Genomic DNA, 20,427 nt, shown 5'->3' on the forward strand with positions numbered 1-20,427 from the left:
GGGTGGCAAAGCGCCGACTCGGGGAGCTCCTACTCTATACGGGGCTCAGCTATGACAGCTTCCGCTTTCGCGATCACCGCTTCGGCACGCTTTATCGCGGCACGGAGTTCATCGCTCTGCCATGTATCAGCGGAATGGCCATCGTCGAACGATCGATCGTGGACTTCCTGCGCGCGCGAGACCAGCTCACTAAGCGCGGCAATGGCTTCGGAAAGCAGTCCTGCGTCTGCTGCGTTTCGGGAAGACTGCGTCACCTCTATATCCCTGTCACATCGCAAAGATGAACCATCTGGAGAGGCCTCAGCTAGTGCAGCCTCCGCCTTCGCGATGTCCGACATTCGTCCCTTAGTGCCCGGTACCATCCAACATGTCGGTGAACCGCTTCTTCGCCAATTCCTTATTTTTCATGCCGCAGTTGAAACAGATATTTTCGTGGTTTGGGCCGTAAGGCCGAAGCTCATCCTTCTTTCCGCACAGCTCGCATTTGCCGAAGAAGTGAGAGATATCACTGCGGTCTATGATACGTGCGTCCCCACGACGTTCGAACAACTTTGGTTGATGTCGTTTAGTGACCATTGGATAGCCTCGATATTGTTCAGGCGTTGTCGCCCGTATGGCCCTTCGCGGCCGCTAGTGCCTCTAGGATGGGCATTTCGCGCTATATTTGGCTAGTGCAGCTGATGCTCGTGGCCGTTGGCATGACGGGCAAGCTGGCAGATCCGTGCGGCGCAGGTTCAAATCACAGGGGCTCTGCGGATTTCCAGTTCCACGGCAGCAGTTCGTCGAGACGGTTCACAGGATGTCCGTCGACCATACGCTGCAGCACGTCACGCAGATAGGCATAGGGTTCGACGTCGTTGAGCTTGCAGGTCTCGATGAGCGAGCAGGTGACTGCCCAGCGATGTCCGCCGCCATCGCTGCCGGCGAAGAGGTGGTTCTTGCGGCCGAGCGCCACCGGCCTGATCGCGCGCTCCACCGGGTTGGTGTCGAGTTCAATACGGCCATCCTGCAGGAAGCGTGTCAGACCGTCCCACCGCGAGAGCGCGTAACGGATCGCCTCGGCAAGCGTGCTGCTGCCGGGCACGCGAGTAAGCTACGCCTCGAGCCAGGTATGCAGGGCCTGCGCGACCGGCTTGGAGAAGGAGCGCCGCTCAGCGAGCCGATGTGCAGACGACTGCCCACGGACGCGGGCTTCAATAGCATAGAGTTCACCGATCCGGCGCAACGCTTCCGTCGCCATGGGCGAACCGGTGGCCTCGGCAACCTCGTAGAACTTGCGTCTTGTATGCGCCCAGCAGGCAGCGAGCACGATATCTCCATTGCCGGTCAGCCGCTCGAATCCCGCGTAACCATCGACGTGCAGGACGCCCTTGAACCGTTCGAGATGCGCCACCGGTCGCTCCGCTTTCCGGTCCGGTGCGAACAAATAGACCGCCGCTGGCGGTTCAGGTCCGCTCCAGGGCCGCTGCTCGCGGGCGTAGACCCACAGGCGTCCGGTCTTGGTGCGTCCTCTTCCCGGATCGAGCACAGGGATCGGCGTGTCGTCGGCGAACAGATGGTTGGAGGCAAACACGTTCTTGCACAATCGCTCGTGCAGAACTTCCAACCACCAGCATGCGCCGCCGACCCATCCGGCCAGCGTCGAGCGGCCGAGATCGACGCCGTGCCGGGCGAAGATTTGCGACTTCCGATAGAGCGGCGTGTGATCGCAATATTTGCTGACCAGCACGTGGGCGAGCAGGGTTGGAGTCGCCAATCCACCGGCGATCGGCCGCTCTGGCGCAGGTACCTGGGCAACCTTACCGCAGGCTCGGCAGCCGTATTTAGGGCGCGTGATGCGTACCACGTGAAGCTGCGCCGGCACCCAGTCCAGCATCTCGCTGACGTTCTCGCCGATCGCATGCAGCGCGCCACCGCAGCAGCTGCAAGCCTCACCATCGACGTCAAGCAGAATGTCCTCGCGCGGCAGGTGGTCGGGCAGCGCCTTGCGCCGCGACGGTGCCTCGGGCGGCTCCGTTACAATGGCCCGGCTTTCCTCAATGCGGCCGATATCGCTGTCGATATCTTCCAGAGTGAGCGCGAGCTGGTCGGGATCAAGGCGTTCGGAGCGACGCCCAAACTGCGCTCGCTGGAGCTTCTTAATGATTGCCTGAAGGCGCTCGATCTCGCTGTCCTGATGCTCGACGGTCGCGGCGTTGTCGCGCACCAAACGATGCAGAAGCGTCGTATCCGACGGCAGATTGTTGAGATCGAGCTGCATGTCCGATTCTACTCGAACATGCCGATTCGAAGAAGCAACTTCGCTATATTCTATGCGGGTTTCTGCGATTCAGCCCGCGATGGCGGGGCGCCATCGACGCTCGGGTGTGCGCCAATCGATGCCTTCGATCAGCATCGCAAGCTGCGCTGGAGACAGCGTCACGGTGCCACCTGGATCGCTCATTCTGGGCCAGATGAAGCCACCTTGATCGATGCGCTTGGTAAACAGGCAGAGTCCGTTGCCGTCCCAGAACAGGATTTTCAGTCTGCTCGCATTCCTGCCGCGGAAGGCAAACAGATGACCGGAGAACGGATCCTTCTTGAGGTGTTCCTGAACGAGCGTAGCGAGCCCATCCAGGCCTTTGCGCATGTCGGTATATCCCAAGGCCAGATGCACCTTCACCCCGGCAGGCACGATCATCATCGTACTATCTCCCGCTCAGCAACATGTCGGCGCACTGCTTCTGGACCGCAATTGATTAGTGCGAAGACGCGCCGTCCATCGTCCAATTCGACGACCGTCATGCCGTCAGGCGGCTGCAGCAGATCGTTCAGGACGAGCGTTCCCGATTGCGCTCCGGTGACATTCACCGCCACCAATTTCGCCCGCGGTCGCTTGCCAAACCCGAACTGTACCCGCCACCGGAACAGCATGCTGCTGACGATGCCGTGGCGTCGGCAGACGTCGGCGGCGGTGGCACCGGGTTGTTCGGACTCGCGCACGATCGCGAGCTTTTCCTCGTCGCTGAAGCGCCTCCGGTTGGCACGTCCATCGCTCGGCGGATCAGCTGTCGGCGCATCTGTCAAGCGCGTTCCGGTGATGGACTCTTTAGCAGCGCTGCTAGCACTAGTGCTTATTAGGGGGCGGGCACTCGGATGAAGATGCGTCCGCCAGTCGATTTCCACTTCATTGGCGTCGATCAGATCGCGCCACCGCCTCAGGCTGTGCTGCGATATGCCATGTGCCCTGGCATACGCTTGCATGCCCATTCCGCACCATCTCATCGCTTCGACGTGCATCGCCCAGAACGCTTGCACGGCTCTGCAGCGCTGGTCCTTCGACACCGGACTCCGCTTCTTGCGGAGCCGCTCCCGACGTTCCTCACGGCGCAATTCCGCACGTACTTTCAGGGTTTCGGCGTCAATCAGATGCCGCAGCCAGCGATCGAATGTGCTGCCGCTGAGACGATGCTGACGACAATATTTGCGCTTGCTCAGACCGCTTCGTCGCCACGCTTCAACGTGTACCGACCAGAAAGAACGAAGCGCCTCGTTCTTGAAATATTCCGTACCCACCGGAGATCCTCCAATGCAGCAGAGAACCCGAAATGGAACGAGAACACACTATCGAAGAGTGGTGCAGGACTCGGACGCCTACAACACGACGGCAGGACGGCGAGATAAAAGGGGCTCGCCGGTCGAACCGCAAGCCATTGACATGGCTTGGATTCGGGCGTGCCGGTCGGTCGGGGCGCGTGCCGCGCCTGATGCTTTCGCCAACGAATTCAATAGTGGAATCGGCACTGTCCGTGATTTCATGTCCGCGGAGCCGTTGCCGTGAGCGTGCGCGACAGCGATTTACGCATCCGGCCTGGCCGCATCCGCGGCACGCGTGCGCCAAGGCCCAAGAGCTTCATCAACCAGGTGCTGCGCGCGGCGAAGAAGGCCGGTCACAGCCCGTCGCGTGGGGCGGCGGGAAAGCGCTCCTCGATCTATGGCCGTTCGACCTTTGGCCGCGGCCGGATCAGTTTTAGCCGCAGCCGCCTGTTCAGCCCGGCGCGGCGCGTGGTGGTGAAGGCGCGCGTCGTTCGTCACCAGGGTCGATCCTTCCGTTCCGCGCCGCTGACCACTCATCTCTCGTACCTCAAGCGCGACGGTGTCACCCGTAACAGTGAGAAGGCGGTGATGTTCGATGCCGGTAGTGACCGCACCGACGACGCAGCCTTCGCGGATCGCTGCAAGGACGACCGGCATCATTTTCGGTTCATCGTCTCGCCGGAGGACGCCGCCGAGATGACCGATCTCAAAGCCTTCACGCGCGATCTAGCCAGGCAAATGGAGGTCGATCTCGGTAGTCGGCTCGATTGGGTCGCCGTCGACCACTGGAACACGGACAATCCGCATGTCCATCTGCTCGTGCGGGGTGTCGATCAGACCGGCGCCGACCTCGTGATCTCGCGAGATTACATCGGCCGGGGCCTGCGCTCGCGCGCCGAGGAGTTGGCCTCTATCGAGCTTGGTCCGAAGCCCGAGCACGAGATTCGGAATGCCCTGGAAAAGGAGATCGCGGCCGAACGCTGGACGCGGCTCGACGTCGAGATCCGTCTGGCCGCCGATGAAACTGGCGCCATCGACCTGCGTCCCGAGAATACCGGCGCGGCCGACCTCGAAATCCGCCGCCTGATGATTGGACGGCTCCAGCATCTGGAGAAGATGGGCCTTGCCGCGCCTGCCGGCCCCGGCGAATGGATGGTCGGACTGGAGGCCGAGCGCAACCTTCGCGATCTCGGGATGCGCGGCGACATCATCAAAACCATGCACCGCGCCTTCACGGACCGCGGGGAGGCCCGTGGCGTCGCCGATTATGTGATCGATAGTGAGAAGCCGGGCTCGCCGATCGTCGGCCGGCTGGTCGACAGGGGACTCCATAACGAACTGACGGGCGAGGCCTATGCCGTGATTGATGGTACGGACGGTCGCGCCCACCATGTTCGTTTCCGGGGCGTTGAGGCCTTCGAGCAGGCGCCGCCGATCGGCGGCATCGTCGAGGTGCGCCGCTTCGGTGGATCGGACGACCCGCGACCGACGTTGGTGCTCGCCAACCGCAGCGATTTCGACCTCAACCAGCAGATCACCGCGCCCGGCGCGACCTGGATCGACCATCGCCTCGTTGAGAGCGATCCCATGCCGCTCTCCATGGGCGGGTTTGGTCGCGAAGCGCGCGACGCCATGCAGGCCCGTGCCGAACATCTCGCAGGCGAGGGGCTCGCCCGGCGGCAGGGTCAGCGCGTCATTATGCAGCGCGATCTCTTGAACACCTTGCGTCGACGCGAACTGGACGCGGCGGGCGCAAAACTCTCAGCCACGACAGGATTGCCGCACATGAAGGCCGCGACCGGCGAGCATGTGAACGGCACCTATCGTCAACGCCTGACGCTCGCCTCCGGCCGCTTCGCCATGATCGACAACGGCCTCGGTTTTCAACTCGTGCCCTGGTCGCGCGAGATCGACAAGAAGCTTGGCCAGCACGTCGCCGGCGTCACCAAGGACGGCGGCGGCATCGAGTGGACCCTTGGTCGCAAACGAGACCTGGGCTTGTAGCTCTGTCGTCTCCACACCGCTTCATCACAGACAAGGAAACTTTCGCCATGTCCGCGACCAAAATCCTCTGGGGCCAGATCACCGTCGTCTTCCTGATCGTGTTGCTCACGATCTGGGGCGCCACGCAATGGACGGCGTGGAGGCTCGGCTTCCAGCCCGAGCTCGGCCGGCCCTGGTTCGAACTCGCCGGGATGCCCATCTACTATCCGCCGGTCTTCTTCTGGTGGTGGTACGTCTACGACGCCTATGCGCCACAGGTCTTCGTCGAGGGCGCCTTCATAGCCGCGTCCGGCAGCTTCATCTCGATCGCGGCGGCGATCGGCATGTCTGTGTGGCGTGCGCGGGAGGCGAAGAATGTCCAGACCTATGGATCAGCTCGGTGGGCCGAACCGCGTGAGGTGAAGGCAGTTGGGCTTCTCGGCGCAGATGGCGTCGTGCTCGGCAGGCTCGACGATGACTATCTGCGTCATGACGGCCCGGAGCATGTGCTGTGCTTCGCGCCGACCCGCTCCGGCAAGGGCGTCGGCCTGGTCGTTCCGTCGCTCTTGACCTGGCCGGGCTCGGCCATTGTCCACGACATCAAGGGCGAGAACTGGCAGCTCACCGCGGGTTACCGCTCACGGCATGGCCGCGTGCTGCTGTTCGATCCGACCAACGCCAAGTCGTCGGCGTACAACCCGCTGCTCGAGGTCCGCCGCGGCGAGTGGGAGGTGCGTGACGTCCAGAACGTCGCCGACGTGCTGGTCGACCCGGAGGGATCACTCGACAAGCGGAACCATTGGGAGAAGACCAGCCATTCACTGCTCGTCGGCGCGATCCTGCATGTCCTCTATGCCGAGGTGGACAAGACACTGGCCGGTGTTGCCGCGTTCCTCTCGGATCCGAAGCGGCCGATTGAGACGACGCTGCAAGCGATGATGACCACGCCGCACCTTGGCGAGAAAGGTCCGCATCCCGTCGTTGCCTCGACCGCGCGCGAGCTGCTGAACAAGTCTGACAATGAACGATCGGGCGTGCTTTCCACCGCCATGTCGTTTCTCGGCCTCTACCGCGACCCCGTCGTCGCCGAGGTCACGTCCCGCTGCGACTGGCGGATTGCCGACCTGAGCGCCGATCCCCAGCCCGCGACGCTCTACCTCGTGGTGCCGCCGTCCGATATCTCGCGGACCAAGCCGCTGATCCGCCTGGTGCTGAACCAGATCGGCCGCAGGCTTACCGAGGATCTACATGCCAGGGATCGCCGTCACCGCATCCTGATGATGCTCGACGAGTTCCCGGCGCTTGGCCGGCTCGACTTCTTCGAATCCGCGCTGGCCTTCATGGCAGGTTACGGCATCAAGAGCTTCCTGATCGCCCAATCGCTGAACCAGATCGAGAAAGCCTATGGTGCCAACAACTCGATCCTCGACAACTGCCATGTCCGCGTCAGCTTTGCCACCAACGACGAGCGCACGGCGAAGCGTGTCTCCGATGCGCTGGGGACAGCGACGGAGATGCGCGCCATGAAAAATTATGCTGGTCACAGGCTGAATCCGTGGCTTGGTCACCTCATGGTCTCGCGGCAGGAGACGGCAAGGCCGCTGCTCACGCCGGGCGAGGTGATGCAGCTGCCGCCCACTGACGAGATCGTCATGGTTGCCGGGACGCCCCCGATCCGCGCGAAGAAAGCTCGCTATTTCGAGGATCACCGTTTTACCGAACGGGTGCTGACGCCGCCTGATCCGGCGAAGTCCGGCCGGTCGTCACGGACGGACGGATGGTCAGCTCTAACACCGCAGACACCGGACGCCGTGCTGCTTGGTGAGATCCAGAAGGCGGAACAGGATGCCGCCAATAGCGGCTTGCGCCGCGAACCCGAGCTTCCCGACCATGTCGCCATCGCCAAGGAGACGACCGACCCGAGGCCGGCGCAAGAGTTTTCCATTGTACTCGACGACGAGTCGGACGATGCCGCCAGTCAGGCCCGCATTCTGCGCCAGCAGATGCGTGGCATCGCCCGTCAGGTCTCGCTTGACCCGAATGATGGCATGGAGTTGTGAAACCATGCGGGACCGGATGAACGTTTATTTCCCGCCGGAGCTTCTGAGGCAGATCTCCGATCTTGCCGACCGCAAGAAGCTTTCCCGATCGGCAATCGTCGAAGCGGCCGTCGCCTCGTTCTTATCGCCGGACGGGGAGGACAGGCGCGAGGCGGCGTTTGCGCGCCGTCTCGATCGGCTGTCGCGACAAATGCAGAGGCTGGAGCGGGATGTAGGCCTTACCGCCGAAACACTGGCGTTGTTTGTCCGTTTCTGGCTGACGATCACGCCGCCCTTGCCGAACGACGCGCAGGCTGCCGCCCAGATCAAGGGCCGCGAGCGGTTTGAAGGTTTTATCGAGACCCTTGGCCGCCGCTTACAGAAGGGCCAGAGTTTCCTACGCGAGATCCCGGACGACATCGTGAACGAAAAGCCGGATGACCGGAGCTGATGGACTTCGCAGGAGGTTGGGGAAGACGTTGATGGCAGAGTCTTCGGTGTCACTCATCTCGCCGAGTCTTTCTCTTTCTACGCCAATCTACGATCGCCTTTAGGACCATTGTTGCGCCGGGCCAGTTCCTGCCTTTTCTACTTATCCCCAGTTGAGGGCGCTTCTTAAGCGGCCTCTTTGTTGGGGGCGGCGGTGGCAATTCATTCGGCTCAAGCAGAGGCGATCTCGCGCGGCGCGCGCATGCTCCGCAGCGCGCTTGGCCCAGCTATTGCGCGATACCTGGAGGACGCCTCGATCGTCGAGGTGATGCTCAACCCCGATGGCCGGTTGTGGATTGATCGGCTGTCGAGCGGCTTGACCGACACGGGAGAGACCCTCTCGGCCGCTGACGGAGAACGCATCGTTCGGCTGGTGGCACATCACGTCGGTGCGGAAGTGCATGCTGGTGCGCCGCGCGTTTCCGCTGAACTGCCCGAGACCGGCGAGCGCTTCGAAGGCCTGCTGCCGCCGGTGGTCGCGGCGCCTGCGTTTGCTATCCGCAAGCCAGCGGTCGCCGTGTTCACGCTCGACGACTACGTCGCCGCCGGCATCATGACCTCGGATCAGGCTGAGGCCTTGCGCAGCGCGGTTGCCGAACGCAGGAACATTCTGGTTGCTGGCGGTACCTCCACCGGCAAGACCACGTTGACCAACGCCCTTCTTGCGGAAGTCGCCAAAACCTCTGACCGCGTCGTGCTGATCGAGGATACGCGCGAACTGCAGTGCAAGGCGCCGAACCTCGTAGCCTTACGCACCAAGGACGGCGTGGTCTCATTGTCAGATCTCGTGCGGTCGTCACTTCGTTTGCGGCCGGACCGCATCCCCATCGGTGAGGTCCGCGGCGCCGAAGCGCTCGATCTGCTCAAGGCCTGGGGCACCGGCCATCCCGGCGGCATCGGCACCATTCATGCCGGGACGGCGCTCGGCGCACTGCGCCGGCTCGAGCAACTCATTCAGGAAGCGGTCATCACCGTTCCACGCGCCCTGATCGCTGAGACCATCAACATCGTCGCTGTGCTTGCCGGCCGCGGCGCAGATCGTCGTCTCACCGAACTCGCCCGCGTCACCGGGCTCGGACCCGCCGGCGACTACAACCTCTCACCAGCAGGAGACCAAACATGAGACCTCGATCAGTTCTTTCTCTACGTGCCATGTCACTCACCGCATCAGGCATGGTTCTATTCGCTGCAGCTCCGGCTTGGGCTGCCGGCTCCAACATGCCGTGGGAGCAGCCACTCAATCAGATCCTGCAATCGGTGGAGGGGCCGGTCGCCAAGATCATCGCGGTGATCATCATCATCGTCACGGGTCTCACGCTCGCCTTCGGCGACTCCTCCGGTGGTTTTCGCCGGTTGATCCAGATCGTGTTCGGCCTCTCGATCGCCTTCGCCGCATCGAGCTTCTTCCTGTCGTTCTTCTCGTTCGGCGGCGGAGTCCTGGTCTGATGGACGAGCCCGTCGCCGGCTTCGTGGCGCCCGTGCATCGTGCGCTCACCGAGCCCATCCTGATGGGTGGTGCGCCCCGGGCCGTCGCCATCGTCAACGGCACGCTCGCAGCCGCCCTTGGTCTCGGTCTTCGGCTCTGGATCGCAGGTCTCCTGCTCTGGGCGATCGGCCATGCGGCCGCGGTGTGGGCTGCCAAGCGTGACCCCGCCTTCGTCGATGTGGTGCGCCGTCATCTGCGCATTCCTGGTCATCTCAGCATTTGAGTTTTCAGTCATGATGAATCTTGCCGAATACCGCCGCTCAAACACCCGCCTCGCGGATTTCCTGCCTTGGGCCGCATTGGTTGGGGAGGGCGTCGTCCTCAACAAGGATGGCTCATTCCAGCGCACCGCAAGGTTCCGCGGACCGGATCTCGACAGCGCAGTGCCCGCCGAACTCGTCGCCGTCGCTGGCCGCCTCAACAGCGCCTTGCGCCGTCTCGGTTCGGGCTGGGTCGTTTTTGTCGAGGCTCAACGTCATTCTGCCAGCCGGTATCCGGCAAGCACGTTTCCGGATGTGGCGTCCGCCCTGGTCGATGCCGAGCGCAGAGCTCAATTCGAAGAGGCGGGAGCTCACTATGAATCGAGCTATTTCCTCACCTTTCTTTATCTGCCGCCGGCCGAGGACGCCGCGCGGGCCGAGCGGTTTCTCTACGAGGGCCGCGATCGGACCGAGAACGCCGACGCCCGCGAGGTGTTGCGCGGTTTCGTCGACCGCACCGATCGGGTGCTCCAGCTGGTCGAGGGTTTTATGCCCGAATGCGCCTGGCTGGATGACCCGGAGACGCTGACGTATCTGCACTCCTGTGTGTCGACGAAGCGTCATCGAGTGCGGGTGCCCGAGATCCCGATGTATCTCGATGCGCTGCTGGCGGATCAGCCGCTGACCGGCGGCCTCGAGCCGATAGTGGGTACATCGCGTCTGCGCGTTCTCACTGTCGTCGGGTTTCCGACCGCGACGACGCCCGGAATACTCGACGAACTGAATCGTTTGGCATTTCCGTATCGCTGGTCGACGCGTGCGATCATGCTCGACAAGACCGATGCGACCAAGTTGCTGACGAAGATCCGCCGGCAATGGTTCGCCAAGAGAAAGTCGATCGCCGCCATCCTCAAAGAGGTGATGACGAACGAGGCATCGACGCTTCTCGACACCGACGCTCACAACAAGGCGATGGACGCCGATGCCGCGATCCAGGAACTAGGCTCGGACCAGATCGGCGAAGCCTTTGTCACGGCGACTGTCACCGTATGGGATGACGACCCGCGCGTGGCCGATGAGAAGCTGCGTCTGGTCGAAAAGACGATCCAGGGTCGCGACTTCACCTCGATGACTGAGACGGTGAATGCTGTCGAAGCCTGGCTCGGCAGTTTGCCGGGACATGCCTATGCCAATGTCCGGCAACCACCGGTCTCGACCCTCAACCTGGCCCATATGATTCCACTATCCGCGGTTTGGGCCGGCGAGGTGAGGGACCATCACTTCGCGGCACCGCCTCTTCTGTTCGGAAAAGCCGAGGGTTCGACCCCGTTCCGGTTTTCTCTCCATGTCGGTGACGTCGGTCATACGCTGGTGGTTGGTCCGACCGGCGCCGGTAAATCGGTGCTGCTGGCGCTGATGGCGTTGCAGTTCCGCCGCTATCCGGGGGCGCAGATCTTTGCCTTCGATTTCGGCGGATCGATCCGGGCGGCTGCCATCGCTATGGGGGGCGACTGGCATGATCTGGGTGGAGCGCTGTTGGACGATGCCTCAGAACCTGTTGCGCTGCAGCCGCTGGCCTGGATCGACGACGCCTCCGAGCGGGGCTGGGCGACCGAATGGATCGCCGCGATCCTGACGCGGGAAAAGATCGAGATCACGCCCGAGGCCAAGGACCATCTGTGGTCCGCGTTGACGTCGTTGGCCTCGGCGCCAATCCAGGAGCGCACCCTGACAGGCTTGTCGGTGTTGCTCCAGTCGAGCGCACTGAAGCGGGCCCTGCAACCTTATTGCCTCGGCGGGCCCTACGGCCGGTTGCTAGATGCCGAACTCGAGCGCCTCGGCGAAGCATCGGTTCAGGCCTTTGAAACCGAAGGTCTGATCGGCACCGGCGCCGCACCAGCGGTACTTGCCTATCTCTTCCATCGCATTGGAGAACGTCTCGATGGCCGCCCAACCCTTCTGATCGTCGACGAAGGCTGGCTCGCACTTGATGACGAGGACTTTGCCGGACAATTGCGCGAATGGCTGAAGACCCTGCGCAAAAAGAACGCCTCCGTCATCTTCGCGACGCAGTCACTCTCGGACATCGACGGTTCAGGCATTGCGCCGGCCATCATTGAGAGCTGTCCGACCCGCATATTGCTGCCGAACGAACGCGCGATCGAGCCGCAGATCACGGCGATCTATCGCCGCTTTGGTCTCAACGACCGGCAGATCGAACTGTTGAGCCGGGCAACACCGAAGCGCGACTACTACTGCCAGTCCCGCCGCGGCAATCGGATGTTCGAGTTGGGTCTGGGCGAAGTCGCGCTCGCTTTTACGGCGGCCTCTTCCAAGACCGACCAGGCGGCAATCGAACGCCTACTCGCAGAACACGGCCGCGACGGCTTCGTGCCCGCCTGGCTCCGGCATCGCGACGCTTCGTGGGCCACGGATCTGATCCCAAATCTGAGCAATCTGGAGACATTGTTATGAGACGTCTTTGCGTTCTTGCGGCGGCGAGCGCTGTCGCGTTGTCGCTTGCTGCGGTGTCACCAGCATCTGCGCAGTGGATTGTCTTCGATCCGAACAACTATGTCCAGAATGTCCTGACGGCGGCGCGCGAGCTGCAGCAGATCAATAACCAGATCACGTCGCTGCAAAACCAGGCGCAGATGCTGATCAACCAGGCGAAGAATCTGGCGAGCCTGCCATACTCGTCGCTACAACAACTTCAATCGTCGATCCAACGTACCCAGCAATTGCTCGCTCAGGCCCAGCGCATTGCTTATGATGTGCAGCAGATCGACCGCGCGTTCTCGACTAATTATGCGCCGGCGACGAGCAGTCAATCCAATCAAGCACTCATCACCAACGCGCAATCACGTTGGCAGAACTCGGTCGCCGCGCTGCAGGACGCCTTGCGTGTGCAGGCCGGCGTTGTCGGCAACCTCGACACCAACCGCACCCAGACGTCGGCGCTCGTAACATCGAGCCAGGGCGCAAGCGGCGCGCTGCAGGCGACACAGGCCGGCAACCAGATCCTAGCGCTTCAGGCTCAGCAGCTCGGCGATCTCACGGCAACCGTCGCCGCCCAGGGTAGGGCGCAGAGCCTTGAAGCGGCTCAACGCGCAGCGGCGCAGGATCAGGGCCGCGAGCAGCTGCGGCGGTTTTTGACCCCGGGCCAAGGTTATCAATCCTCAAGCGTGCAGATGTTTCATTGATGAGCGCGTTCAGCAGGTTCAAACGATTGCCAATTGTCGCAGCGGCCGGGTCCATGATGTTGGTGATGGCAGCATGCGCCATCCAGCTCCGCGGTGACGGCGAGGAAACGGCGGCGAATTCGCCGGGTCCACAGACCACGGGCACGTTCGCCTCCAGCCTCGCGGGCTGTCGAACGGTCACGCCGGAGCAGACGGCAACCTACGACCACTGTCGCCGGATCTGGGCTGAGAACCGACGCCGGTTTTTCGGTCGGAAGGGAAGTGTGACGGCTCCCGCTGGCAATGACGCGCTCTCCAGCCAACCGTCTGAGTTGCCGCCAAAGGATCAGAGCCGCATGCCGCAAGGTTATCCATCGGTGGCCCTCCCGGAGAGCGAGTAAGCCATGACCGGCACCGGCGTGATCGATCAGTTCCTCGATACCTATACCCGTTATATCGATTCTGGCTTCGGCCTTCTGGGCAGCGAAGTTGGCTTTCTTGCAACGACGTTGGCTGCAATCGACATTACCCTCGCGGCTTTGTTCTGGAGCTGGGGGACCGATGACGATCTGATCGCACGGCTCGTCAAAAAGACTCTATTCGTCGGCGTCTTCGCCTACTTGATCGGTAACTGGAACAATCTAGCCCGCATCGTTTTCGAGAGCTTTGCCGGTCTCGGGCTGAAGGCGTCCCGGCACGGGCCTGTCATCCGCGGATTTTCTGCGGCCGGGACGGATCGCCCAGGTTGGCCTCGATGCCGGCCGGCCGATCCTCGACTCGATCTCCAGTCTGATGGGTTACATCAGTTTTTTCGAGAACTTCGTCCAGATCGTTGTGCTGTTATTCGCCTGGGTCGTTGTGCTACTCGCCTTCTTCATTCTGGCGATCCAGCTATTCGTGACCCTCATCGAATTCAAGCTGACGACGCTCGCCGGCTTCGTACTGATCCCCTTTGGTTTGTTCGGCAAGACCGCATTTGCGGCTGAGCGTGTGCTCGGTAACGTCGTCTCGTCAGGCATCAAAGTTCTCGTTCTTGCCGTCATTGTTGGCATCGGCTCGACACTGTTCTCTCAGTTCACGTCTGGGTTCAACAGCGGACAGCCGACCATCGAAGACGCTATGGCGCTGGTGCTGGCGGCATTGTCGCTGCTCGGTCTCGGCATTTTCGGTCCAGGGATAGCGAACGGCCTGGTGTCCGGTGGACCACAACTCGGCGCGGGTGCCGCGGTCGGGACCGGACTTGCAGCGGGCGGCATTGTTGCCGCCGGCGCCGGCTTGGCTGCAGGCGGTGCTGGTCTCGCTGGCGGAGCGATGGCGGGAGCCGCGCGAGGCGGCGCCGCGCTCACAAGCGGTGCGTCCGCGGCTTATCGCAGTGGCGGCCTGAGCGGTGTTGCCGATGCCGGGCTCTCGGCCGTGGCAAGCCCGCTGCGCCGGGTCGCGGCAACTCTCAGTAACAGCGCTCAATCGGCCGGGCAGGTGCCAACCACCGGGGGCGCCGGTGCTGAGACCGGGAACGCCGCGCCGGATAGTCCGCCCGAGTGGGCGCGGCGCATGAAGCGTGCCCAGACCGTCAGCCATGGCGCATCAGCCGTCACCCATGCCGTTCGCTCGGGCGACCATGGTGGAGGCGGCGCATCGATCGATCTCTCTGAAGGAAACCACTGATGTTTAAACGTCCATCCGTTCACTACGGTCGCACGCCCGAGCCGGTCACACCCTATCAAAAAGCAGCGCAGGTCTGGGACGACCGTATCGGGTCAGCCCGCGTGCAGGCAAAAAACTGGCGATTAATGGCATTCGGATGCCTCGCGTTGTCGACGGGTCTCGCCGGCAGTCTCGTCTGGCAGTCGACGCAAGGCACGATCACGCCCTGGGTTGTCGAGGTCGATCGTCTTGGCCAGGCACAGCGCGTGGCACCGGCCAATACAGACTACCAGCCGACAGACCCGCAGATCGCCTACCACCTGGCGCGATTCATCGAGGATGTCAGGGGTCTGCCGGCTGACGCCATCGTGCTGCGTCAGAATTGGCTGCGGGCCTACGACTTTACGACCGATCGCGGTGCTGCCGCTCTCAATGACTACGCCCGAACCAACGATCCCTTTGCCAGGCTCGGCAAAGTGCAGGTCTCGGTCGAGGTATCCAGTGTTATTCGCGCATCGACGGAGAGTTTTCGGGTGGCGTGGGTTCAGCGCGCCTACGACAACGGGTCTCTCAGTTCAACCGAGCGCTGGACTGCCATTCTTAGCGTCGTGATCGAGACGCCACGCGATGCCGATCGGCTGCGCAAGAACCCCCTCGGCGTCTACGTTCATGCCATCAACTGGTCGAAGGAGCTTGGGCAGTGAAGACGCGTTTTCGCAATATGGCTTCTCCGCACCGTGCTTCGGGCAGTCGCTCCGTCTCATTCAGATCAGATGGTTCGGCGTTCCGAAAGGCGATATTTCCGGCACTGCTACTTTGCGCTTCAGCTTTGGGTGGTTGCTCCACGTTCACGCCGCCGGAGATCAGCTACGACAGTGATGTTCCGCCATTGCCTCCGCCGCCGGTACCTGCTGACGACAAGCCGCAGCCGCTTCATGTCCCGCCGCCGTGGAAACCGGCCCTTGGCGGCAAGTCCGGTAGCAAGGAGGAGACCGAGCCGGTGAACCGGGTGGAGACGGCGAACAGCGCAGCTCGCGTCGAACCACGCAAGAAGGGATATTTTAACGCCGCGCAGGTCTATGCCTACAGCCCGGGTGCGCTGTACCAGGTTTATGCCGCGCCCGGACAGATCACCGATATCGCGCTCGAGGAGGGCGAACAACTTACGGGATCGGGTCCGGTCGCGGCAGGGGATACCGTTCGTTGGGTGGTCGGCGATACCGAAAGCGGCAGCGCAGATACCCGCCGCGTCCACATTTTGGTGAAGCCGACCCGCGCTTCGATCGAAACCAATCTTGTCGTCAACACCGATCGGCGCACCTACCTGATCGAGCTACGCGCCCGCGAAAAGCCTTATATGCCTTCGGTCGCTTGGTACTATCCGGAGGATCGGCAGGGCAAGACGCGGTCACTGCCTTTGACGCCGGTATTGCCTGATCCGACGCAGCGTCGTTTCCGCTATGCCATTGAGGGCGACGGTCCGCCCTGGCGGCCGCTGACCGCTTATGACGATGGACGCAAGGTCTATATCGAGTTCCCGCAAGGCATCGTTCAAGGCGAGATGCCGCCTCTCTTCGTCATTGGTCATGACGGCAAGACCGAGATCGTGAACTACCGCGCCCACGGCAACGTCCTGATCGTCGACCGGCTCTTTGCAGCCGCGGAGTTGCGGCTCGGTGGCGAGCATCAGCAGAAAGTCCGGATTGTCCGGACCGACGGGAGGCCGTCGTCATGACCACACTTCAGAGCAATGACAGTAGCGGGCAGCCCGGCGAGCCGAACAGGTCGGAAGAATTGGCACGTGGCTTCAGGTTAAGGGCAGATCATCCACGCGTCACGAGGCTATCCCTTAAAGTTCTGGCAGGAGGGAGCGCCGTTGCATTGGTTCTTGTTGGGGGTGCCGTGCTTTGGGCTCTGCAAAGCAACCGCTCTCGCGGACCCGCGCCGGACGAACTCTACAGCACCGATCACCATAACGTCGCTGATGGCCTCGCCGGCTTGCCGCGGGACTATGCCGGCGTTCCGCGTCAGGTGCCCTCGCTGGGCCCACCGCTTCCTGGTGATCTCGGCCGGCCAATCCTTGCCGCTCAGGGGCAGCCGCCAACCACGACCACGACGGGCTTCGATCAGGAGCAGCAGCGCCGTGACCAGGAGATCCAAGCCGCGCGTGTCAGCCGCTTGTTCGCCTCCACCAATATTCGCGAGACGACGTCCGCTGCAACCCAGGCTTCGAGCGTGGACCGAGCCGCCGCCGCATTGTCCATGCCGGGAGCTGACGACGGCTTTGCGCAGAACGGTCAGGACCGCAAACTTGCCTTCGTCAACGCAACGGTGGATCGCCGTACCACAAGCCCGGACCGCGTCACGAAGCCGGCTTCGCCGTACGTGGTGCAGGCGGGGACGGTTATTCCAGGAGCTCTCATCACAGGCATCCGTTCAGATTTGCCCGGGCAAATCACCGCGCAGGTAACAGAAAGCGTCTTCGATTCGCCGACCGGTCGTCTCCTGCTTATCCCGCAAGGAGCCCGCTTGATCGGGGTCTACGACAGTCAGGTTGCGTTCGGTCAGTCACGCGTGTTGTTGGTCTGGACCCGCCTTATCATGCCGAACGGTCGTTCGATCGTTCTTGAGCGGCAGCCGGGTGCAGACGCAGCAGGATATGCCGGCCTCGAAGACGAAATCGACAACCATTGGGGCGAATTGCTCAAAGCCGCCGCCCTTTCGACGCTGCTTGCTGTCGGCACCGAGCTCGGCGCGGGGTCCGACACCAACAGCAACGACAGTGCCATCATGCAGGCTTTGCGGCACGGCGCAGCGGACTCGCTGAATCAAACCGGCCAGCAGGTTGTTCGTCGTAGCCTCAATATTCAGCCGACGCTGACCATCCGTCCGGGATTCCCCGTGCGAGTGATTGTCAATCGCGATCTAGTTCTCGAATCATATAGAGGGTGACGGCAGTTATGGCTAAGCTCAAGATTGCGACGCTTCCCGACGACAAGCCTGTGAAGATAAACCTTGAATTGCCAGCTTCCGTGCATCGAGATCTGCGCCACATACGCGAAAGCCCTCGCAAGTGAATCAGGCCTGCCAATCAGCGATCCAAGCAAGCTGATTGCGCCTATGCTGGCGCGGTTCATGGCCACAGACCGCGGGTTTGCGAAGCTAAGACGGGCAATTCATTCGGGAGATGCTGGCGAACGATAGCGTTCCGACAATACCTTCAGGAAACCGCCCAAAGCCGGGTTCTCGTTATCGGCGCGCCAGTGCGCGGAAAAATCTATTCGACTTGATCCCGTTCCGTCTCGAAGCTCACGATATACAAGGCCGGCGAAGCTCGCTCCCGTGTCAGATTCCATAACAAAACTGATTCCAAGCCCCATACTGATGAGGCTCTTGATAATGCCTCGGCTAACGTCGTGCCGGTCGACCCTTGGTCGGTCGACCGAAGATACGAGCTTCGAGATCATGAGATCCTCAAGCTCACGACTAGGATCGTGTTGGCTTAGCAGAACAGTCTCGCCACGCAGATCAGTCCAATGGATCACTTCGCGCGCCGCCAATGGATGGCGTTCGGGCAAGGTGACAAGTATCCGTTCGCTCCAGAGCTTGAGAGTTTGATTTTCCGATGATGGAGCGTCTCCCGGGACGACGATTATGTCGAGCGTACCACTTCTAAGGCTATTCATCATGCGGATACGCGGCCGCTCAACCGTTGCCAGGTCAATATGCGGAAATCGCCTCCTGAAGTCGAGTAAGGTAGCGCGCAGATTCCCGGCAGAAATGGACGTGCAGAATCCGACCGAGATGCGGCCGGCTTCACCCCGACCATTAGATCTCCCTGTTGCAACAAGTGCATCGACCTGTTCCAGGACTATTCTCGCTATTCGCAGGACTCTCTTCCCGGCGAGTGTTGGTCTCACCCCTCCACTGGAGCGTTCGAATATCGTGGCTCCGATCAAATGCTCTAGCTGACTGATGGAGCGGCTCAGCAAGGAGTGTCGAACGGAAAGCAGGTCGGCCGCTCGCCTGAGACTTCCGCAGTCACTAGCGGCAACCGCAAATCGCAGCTGCTGCAAGTCTATCGTGAGAGTCCTTCCAGCAGGCCGCTTGTCGCTTGTTTCGTCGATCGCCATTATTTCCGATTCTCGGTAACTGGACCGGTTCCTGCGCGTCTCCGCTCAGCAAGGACGTCGCCGTCGCCAAACTTCGTAGGGCGTCTTCTTCAGGCAGCAGACGACATGACGGGGGCCCAGAGAACAGGTCCAGGGAGACCGCCTGTCTCGCGCACTTTCGCCAGAGTTTTACTCGAGACCTCTAGATAACCCGCAACAGCTAGCGTATTCCCGAATTTTCGGGGTTCCCCAAATCCCCGTAGCGGCCAGCCGGCACGACGCAGGATCCGATCCATTCTGGCATCTGTAACGGTGATGATATCTGTAAGCCCCCGAGATAAGCCAAATTCGATCATGCCGGCGAAGAGCTCGTATGTCGCGCTGGCTAATCCGCGAACTGCATCCCGCGTGCTTTCGCCGACATCGAGCGCGAAACGGCTGCTCTCCCAGATCGTGGGACTGGCGGGAGGCGCGAGCCCCTCCAACAACAAAGGAAAGGCTTCGCGCAGCATCGTTGGTCCAGTAGATGGAAGCAGGCGCACGCAGCCCTGAATGCGGCCATCGTTTGCTCGCTGGACGAGATACACCGGACGGAGCGCGTCGAACTCATCAATCTCCATATCGCCGCTGGTCTGGACGTCCCAATCAAGCCTTTCTTTGAACACGCGGTATCGTAGCCGGTGCATTTCGGCGATCTCTTTGGCAAAAGTTCCGCAATGCTCGGATGAAATCAGGTGCATCATCTTGCCCTCCTAACGCAGAAAACTATGCTGCATTGAAGTCAAATTCGAGGGCGTGACGCACCTCCCTAACAACGGAGGGTTGAGGATGGTTTGGTAGCTGCTATATGTTCGGTCGCGCAGCCGTCAGACGGACCACGGCTTGGATCGTCGAGCGAACCCCAAGTTTTGTCTTGGCATTATCAAGGTGAAACGCAACGGTATGACGCGAGATGCCGAGGATGCGACCTGTTTCCCACGCCGATTTACCTTGGGCAGCCCATTTGAGACATTCGATCTCGCGTGGTGATAACACAACGCCATTAATCACATCGTCGGCCACTAACTTGCGGCGGGCATGTGCGTGAAAATACATCGCCATGAGTTGAAGAACTTCTGCATGCTTCCTTATTGAACGCTCGAAACGGGAGTGACGCTCATCGGCCGCAAAGGTCACCGCGGCGACAACGCCGCTCTTGTCGTGAATTGGTATTGTGAATCCGTATCGGATACCAAACCGAGCGGCCTCTTCAAATAGCTCACGCTCGGATTCGGAACGCACTGGTGGTCCAACTCCAAGGCCCCATTCGAAAGGTAGGGGCTGCTCAAGCGCACGAATAATTACCGGATCGAACCGCTCATAGTGATGCTGCACATAATGGGCTGTCCAATTTGAAGGATAAGTTGAGATCAGCTGCGGTACAATCTTTGGATCAGGCGATACCGATAGATAAGCAAAGCAGCAAAGATCAAGTGAATTCACGGTTTCGGCCATACCTTGCCGTAGAGCGTCGGCATCCGCGCTTTCGGTCAGCCGATCAACAAACGCTTGAAAGATGCGATACATCTTGAACTTTCGATGCGCTCTGCCTCTAGTTGGGAACTGTCAATGGCGCGACTTATGCGCAGTTGCGGGAGTGAACTCTCGGTTGTGCTTTCGACCAAATAGTAGGGCGAACCAAACGCTGCAAAGTGCTCAATGGCGACGCTCCTATGG

Annotated in this window: 18 protein-coding genes and 3 pseudogenes; 14 read left to right on the forward strand and 7 right to left on the reverse strand. The window is 61.5% G+C overall.

Features of this window, described 5'->3' with window-relative positions:
• Positions 1–29: 29 nt before the first annotated feature.
• From ACVWW3_RS02625 to tnpA, 4 genes and pseudogenes are all read right to left on the reverse strand, one after another.
• Positions 30–254 (reverse strand): hypothetical protein, encoded by a 225-nt coding sequence (locus ACVWW3_RS02625; protein ID WP_456650984.1) that lies wholly within the window; start codon positions 252–254, stop codon positions 30–32.
• Positions 255–739: 485 nt separating this feature from the next.
• Positions 740–2,260: pseudogene (gene tnpC, locus ACVWW3_RS02630) on the reverse strand (IS66 family transposase).
• A gap of 69 nt (positions 2,261–2,329) precedes the next feature.
• Positions 2,330–2,683 carry an IS66 family insertion sequence element accessory protein TnpB gene (tnpB, locus tag ACVWW3_RS02635; RefSeq protein ID WP_027545505.1) on the reverse strand — a complete coding sequence of 118 codons (354 nt, stop codon included), beginning with the start codon at positions 2,681–2,683 and terminating at the stop codon, positions 2,330–2,332.
• On the reverse strand, positions 2,680–3,555 hold the full coding sequence (tnpA, locus tag ACVWW3_RS02640; protein ID WP_456650983.1) for an IS66 family insertion sequence element accessory protein TnpA: 876 nt from the start codon (positions 3,553–3,555) through the stop codon (positions 2,680–2,682). The genes tnpB and tnpA overlap by 4 nt, the downstream gene beginning before the upstream one ends.
• A gap of 261 nt (positions 3,556–3,816) precedes the next feature.
• Here tnpA and ACVWW3_RS02645 point away from each other — a divergent pair, with 261 nt between their 5' ends.
• The 14 genes and pseudogenes from ACVWW3_RS02645 to ACVWW3_RS02710 all read left to right on the forward strand — a co-directional run bounded on the left by ACVWW3_RS02645 (position 3,817) and on the right by ACVWW3_RS02710 (position 17,803).
• Positions 3,817–5,580 carry a DUF3363 domain-containing protein gene (locus ACVWW3_RS02645; RefSeq protein WP_247453093.1) on the forward strand — a complete coding sequence of 588 codons (1,764 nt, stop codon included), beginning with the start codon at positions 3,817–3,819 and terminating at the stop codon, positions 5,578–5,580.
• Positions 5,581–5,627: 47 nt separating this feature from the next.
• Positions 5,628–7,619, forward strand: a complete 1,992-nt coding sequence (locus ACVWW3_RS02650; protein ID WP_247481036.1) for a conjugal transfer protein TraG — start codon at positions 5,628–5,630, stop codon at positions 7,617–7,619.
• A 4-nt stretch (positions 7,620–7,623) separates the two neighbouring features.
• On the forward strand, positions 7,624–8,049 hold the full coding sequence (locus ACVWW3_RS02655; protein ID WP_247481034.1) for a CopG family transcriptional regulator: 426 nt from the start codon (positions 7,624–7,626) through the stop codon (positions 8,047–8,049).
• Positions 8,050–8,289: 240 nt separating this feature from the next.
• Positions 8,290–9,210, forward strand: coding sequence for a P-type conjugative transfer ATPase TrbB (gene trbB, locus ACVWW3_RS02660; protein ID WP_247453236.1), 921 nt, complete (start codon positions 8,290–8,292; stop codon positions 9,208–9,210).
• Complete coding sequence (locus ACVWW3_RS02665) at positions 9,207–9,533, forward strand: TrbC/VirB2 family protein (RefSeq protein WP_456650982.1); 327 nt, start codon at positions 9,207–9,209, stop codon at positions 9,531–9,533. Before trbB ends, ACVWW3_RS02665 begins: the two co-directional genes overlap by 4 nt.
• Positions 9,533–9,796: a VirB3 family type IV secretion system protein gene (locus ACVWW3_RS02670; RefSeq protein WP_044587821.1), complete on the forward strand. Its 264-nt coding sequence runs from the start codon at positions 9,533–9,535 to the stop codon at positions 9,794–9,796. Before ACVWW3_RS02665 ends, ACVWW3_RS02670 begins: the two co-directional genes overlap by 1 nt.
• Before the next feature lie 10 nt (positions 9,797–9,806).
• Positions 9,807–12,248, forward strand: a complete 2,442-nt coding sequence (gene trbE, locus ACVWW3_RS02675) for a conjugal transfer protein TrbE (RefSeq protein WP_456650981.1) — start codon at positions 9,807–9,809, stop codon at positions 12,246–12,248.
• A complete protein-coding gene (gene trbJ, locus ACVWW3_RS02680) occupies positions 12,245–12,976 on the forward strand; it encodes a P-type conjugative transfer protein TrbJ (protein ID WP_247453240.1) in 732 nt (243 codons plus the stop codon). Before trbE ends, trbJ begins: the two co-directional genes overlap by 4 nt.
• Positions 12,977–13,041: 65 nt before the next feature.
• Positions 13,042–13,356 (forward strand): putative entry exclusion protein TrbK-alt, encoded by a 315-nt coding sequence (trbK-alt, locus tag ACVWW3_RS02685; protein ID WP_247453242.1) that lies wholly within the window; start codon positions 13,042–13,044, stop codon positions 13,354–13,356.
• A 3-nt stretch (positions 13,357–13,359) separates the two neighbouring features.
• Positions 13,360–14,620 (forward strand): annotated as a pseudogene (gene trbL, locus ACVWW3_RS02690) (P-type conjugative transfer protein TrbL).
• A complete protein-coding gene (trbF, locus tag ACVWW3_RS02695) occupies positions 14,620–15,303 on the forward strand; it encodes a conjugal transfer protein TrbF (protein WP_247453100.1) in 684 nt (227 codons plus the stop codon). Before trbL ends, trbF begins: the two are co-directional and overlap by 1 nt.
• 17 nt (positions 15,304–15,320) lie before the next feature.
• The gene (trbG, locus tag ACVWW3_RS02700; protein WP_456672397.1) at positions 15,321–16,334 is read left to right on the forward strand and encodes a P-type conjugative transfer protein TrbG; all 1,014 of its coding nucleotides are present in this window, start codon (positions 15,321–15,323) and stop codon (positions 16,332–16,334) included.
• A complete protein-coding gene (locus ACVWW3_RS02705) occupies positions 16,331–17,551 on the forward strand; it encodes a TrbI/VirB10 family protein (RefSeq protein WP_456671845.1) in 1,221 nt (406 codons plus the stop codon). Before trbG ends, ACVWW3_RS02705 begins: the two co-directional genes overlap by 4 nt.
• Positions 17,552–17,559: 8 nt before the next feature.
• A pseudogene (locus ACVWW3_RS02710) lies at positions 17,560–17,803 on the forward strand (DUF2274 domain-containing protein).
• Here ACVWW3_RS02710 and ACVWW3_RS02715 read toward each other — a convergent pair.
• From ACVWW3_RS02715 to ACVWW3_RS02725, 3 genes are all read right to left on the reverse strand, one after another.
• Positions 17,776–18,732 (reverse strand): LysR family transcriptional regulator, encoded by a 957-nt coding sequence (locus ACVWW3_RS02715; RefSeq protein ID WP_247453105.1) that lies wholly within the window; start codon positions 18,730–18,732, stop codon positions 17,776–17,778. The pseudogene ACVWW3_RS02710 and the gene ACVWW3_RS02715 sit on opposite strands and share 28 nt — an antisense overlap.
• Before the next feature lie 89 nt (positions 18,733–18,821).
• Positions 18,822–19,454, reverse strand: coding sequence for an acyl-homoserine-lactone synthase (locus ACVWW3_RS02720; protein WP_247481004.1), 633 nt, complete (start codon positions 19,452–19,454; stop codon positions 18,822–18,824).
• Between the two features lie 100 nt (positions 19,455–19,554).
• Positions 19,555–20,277: a LuxR family transcriptional regulator gene (locus tag ACVWW3_RS02725; protein ID WP_247453109.1), complete on the reverse strand. Its 723-nt coding sequence runs from the start codon at positions 20,275–20,277 to the stop codon at positions 19,555–19,557.
• Between the last annotated feature and the right edge of the window lie 150 nt (positions 20,278–20,427).

This window comes from Bradyrhizobium sp. LM2.9 (genome assembly GCF_054056555.1).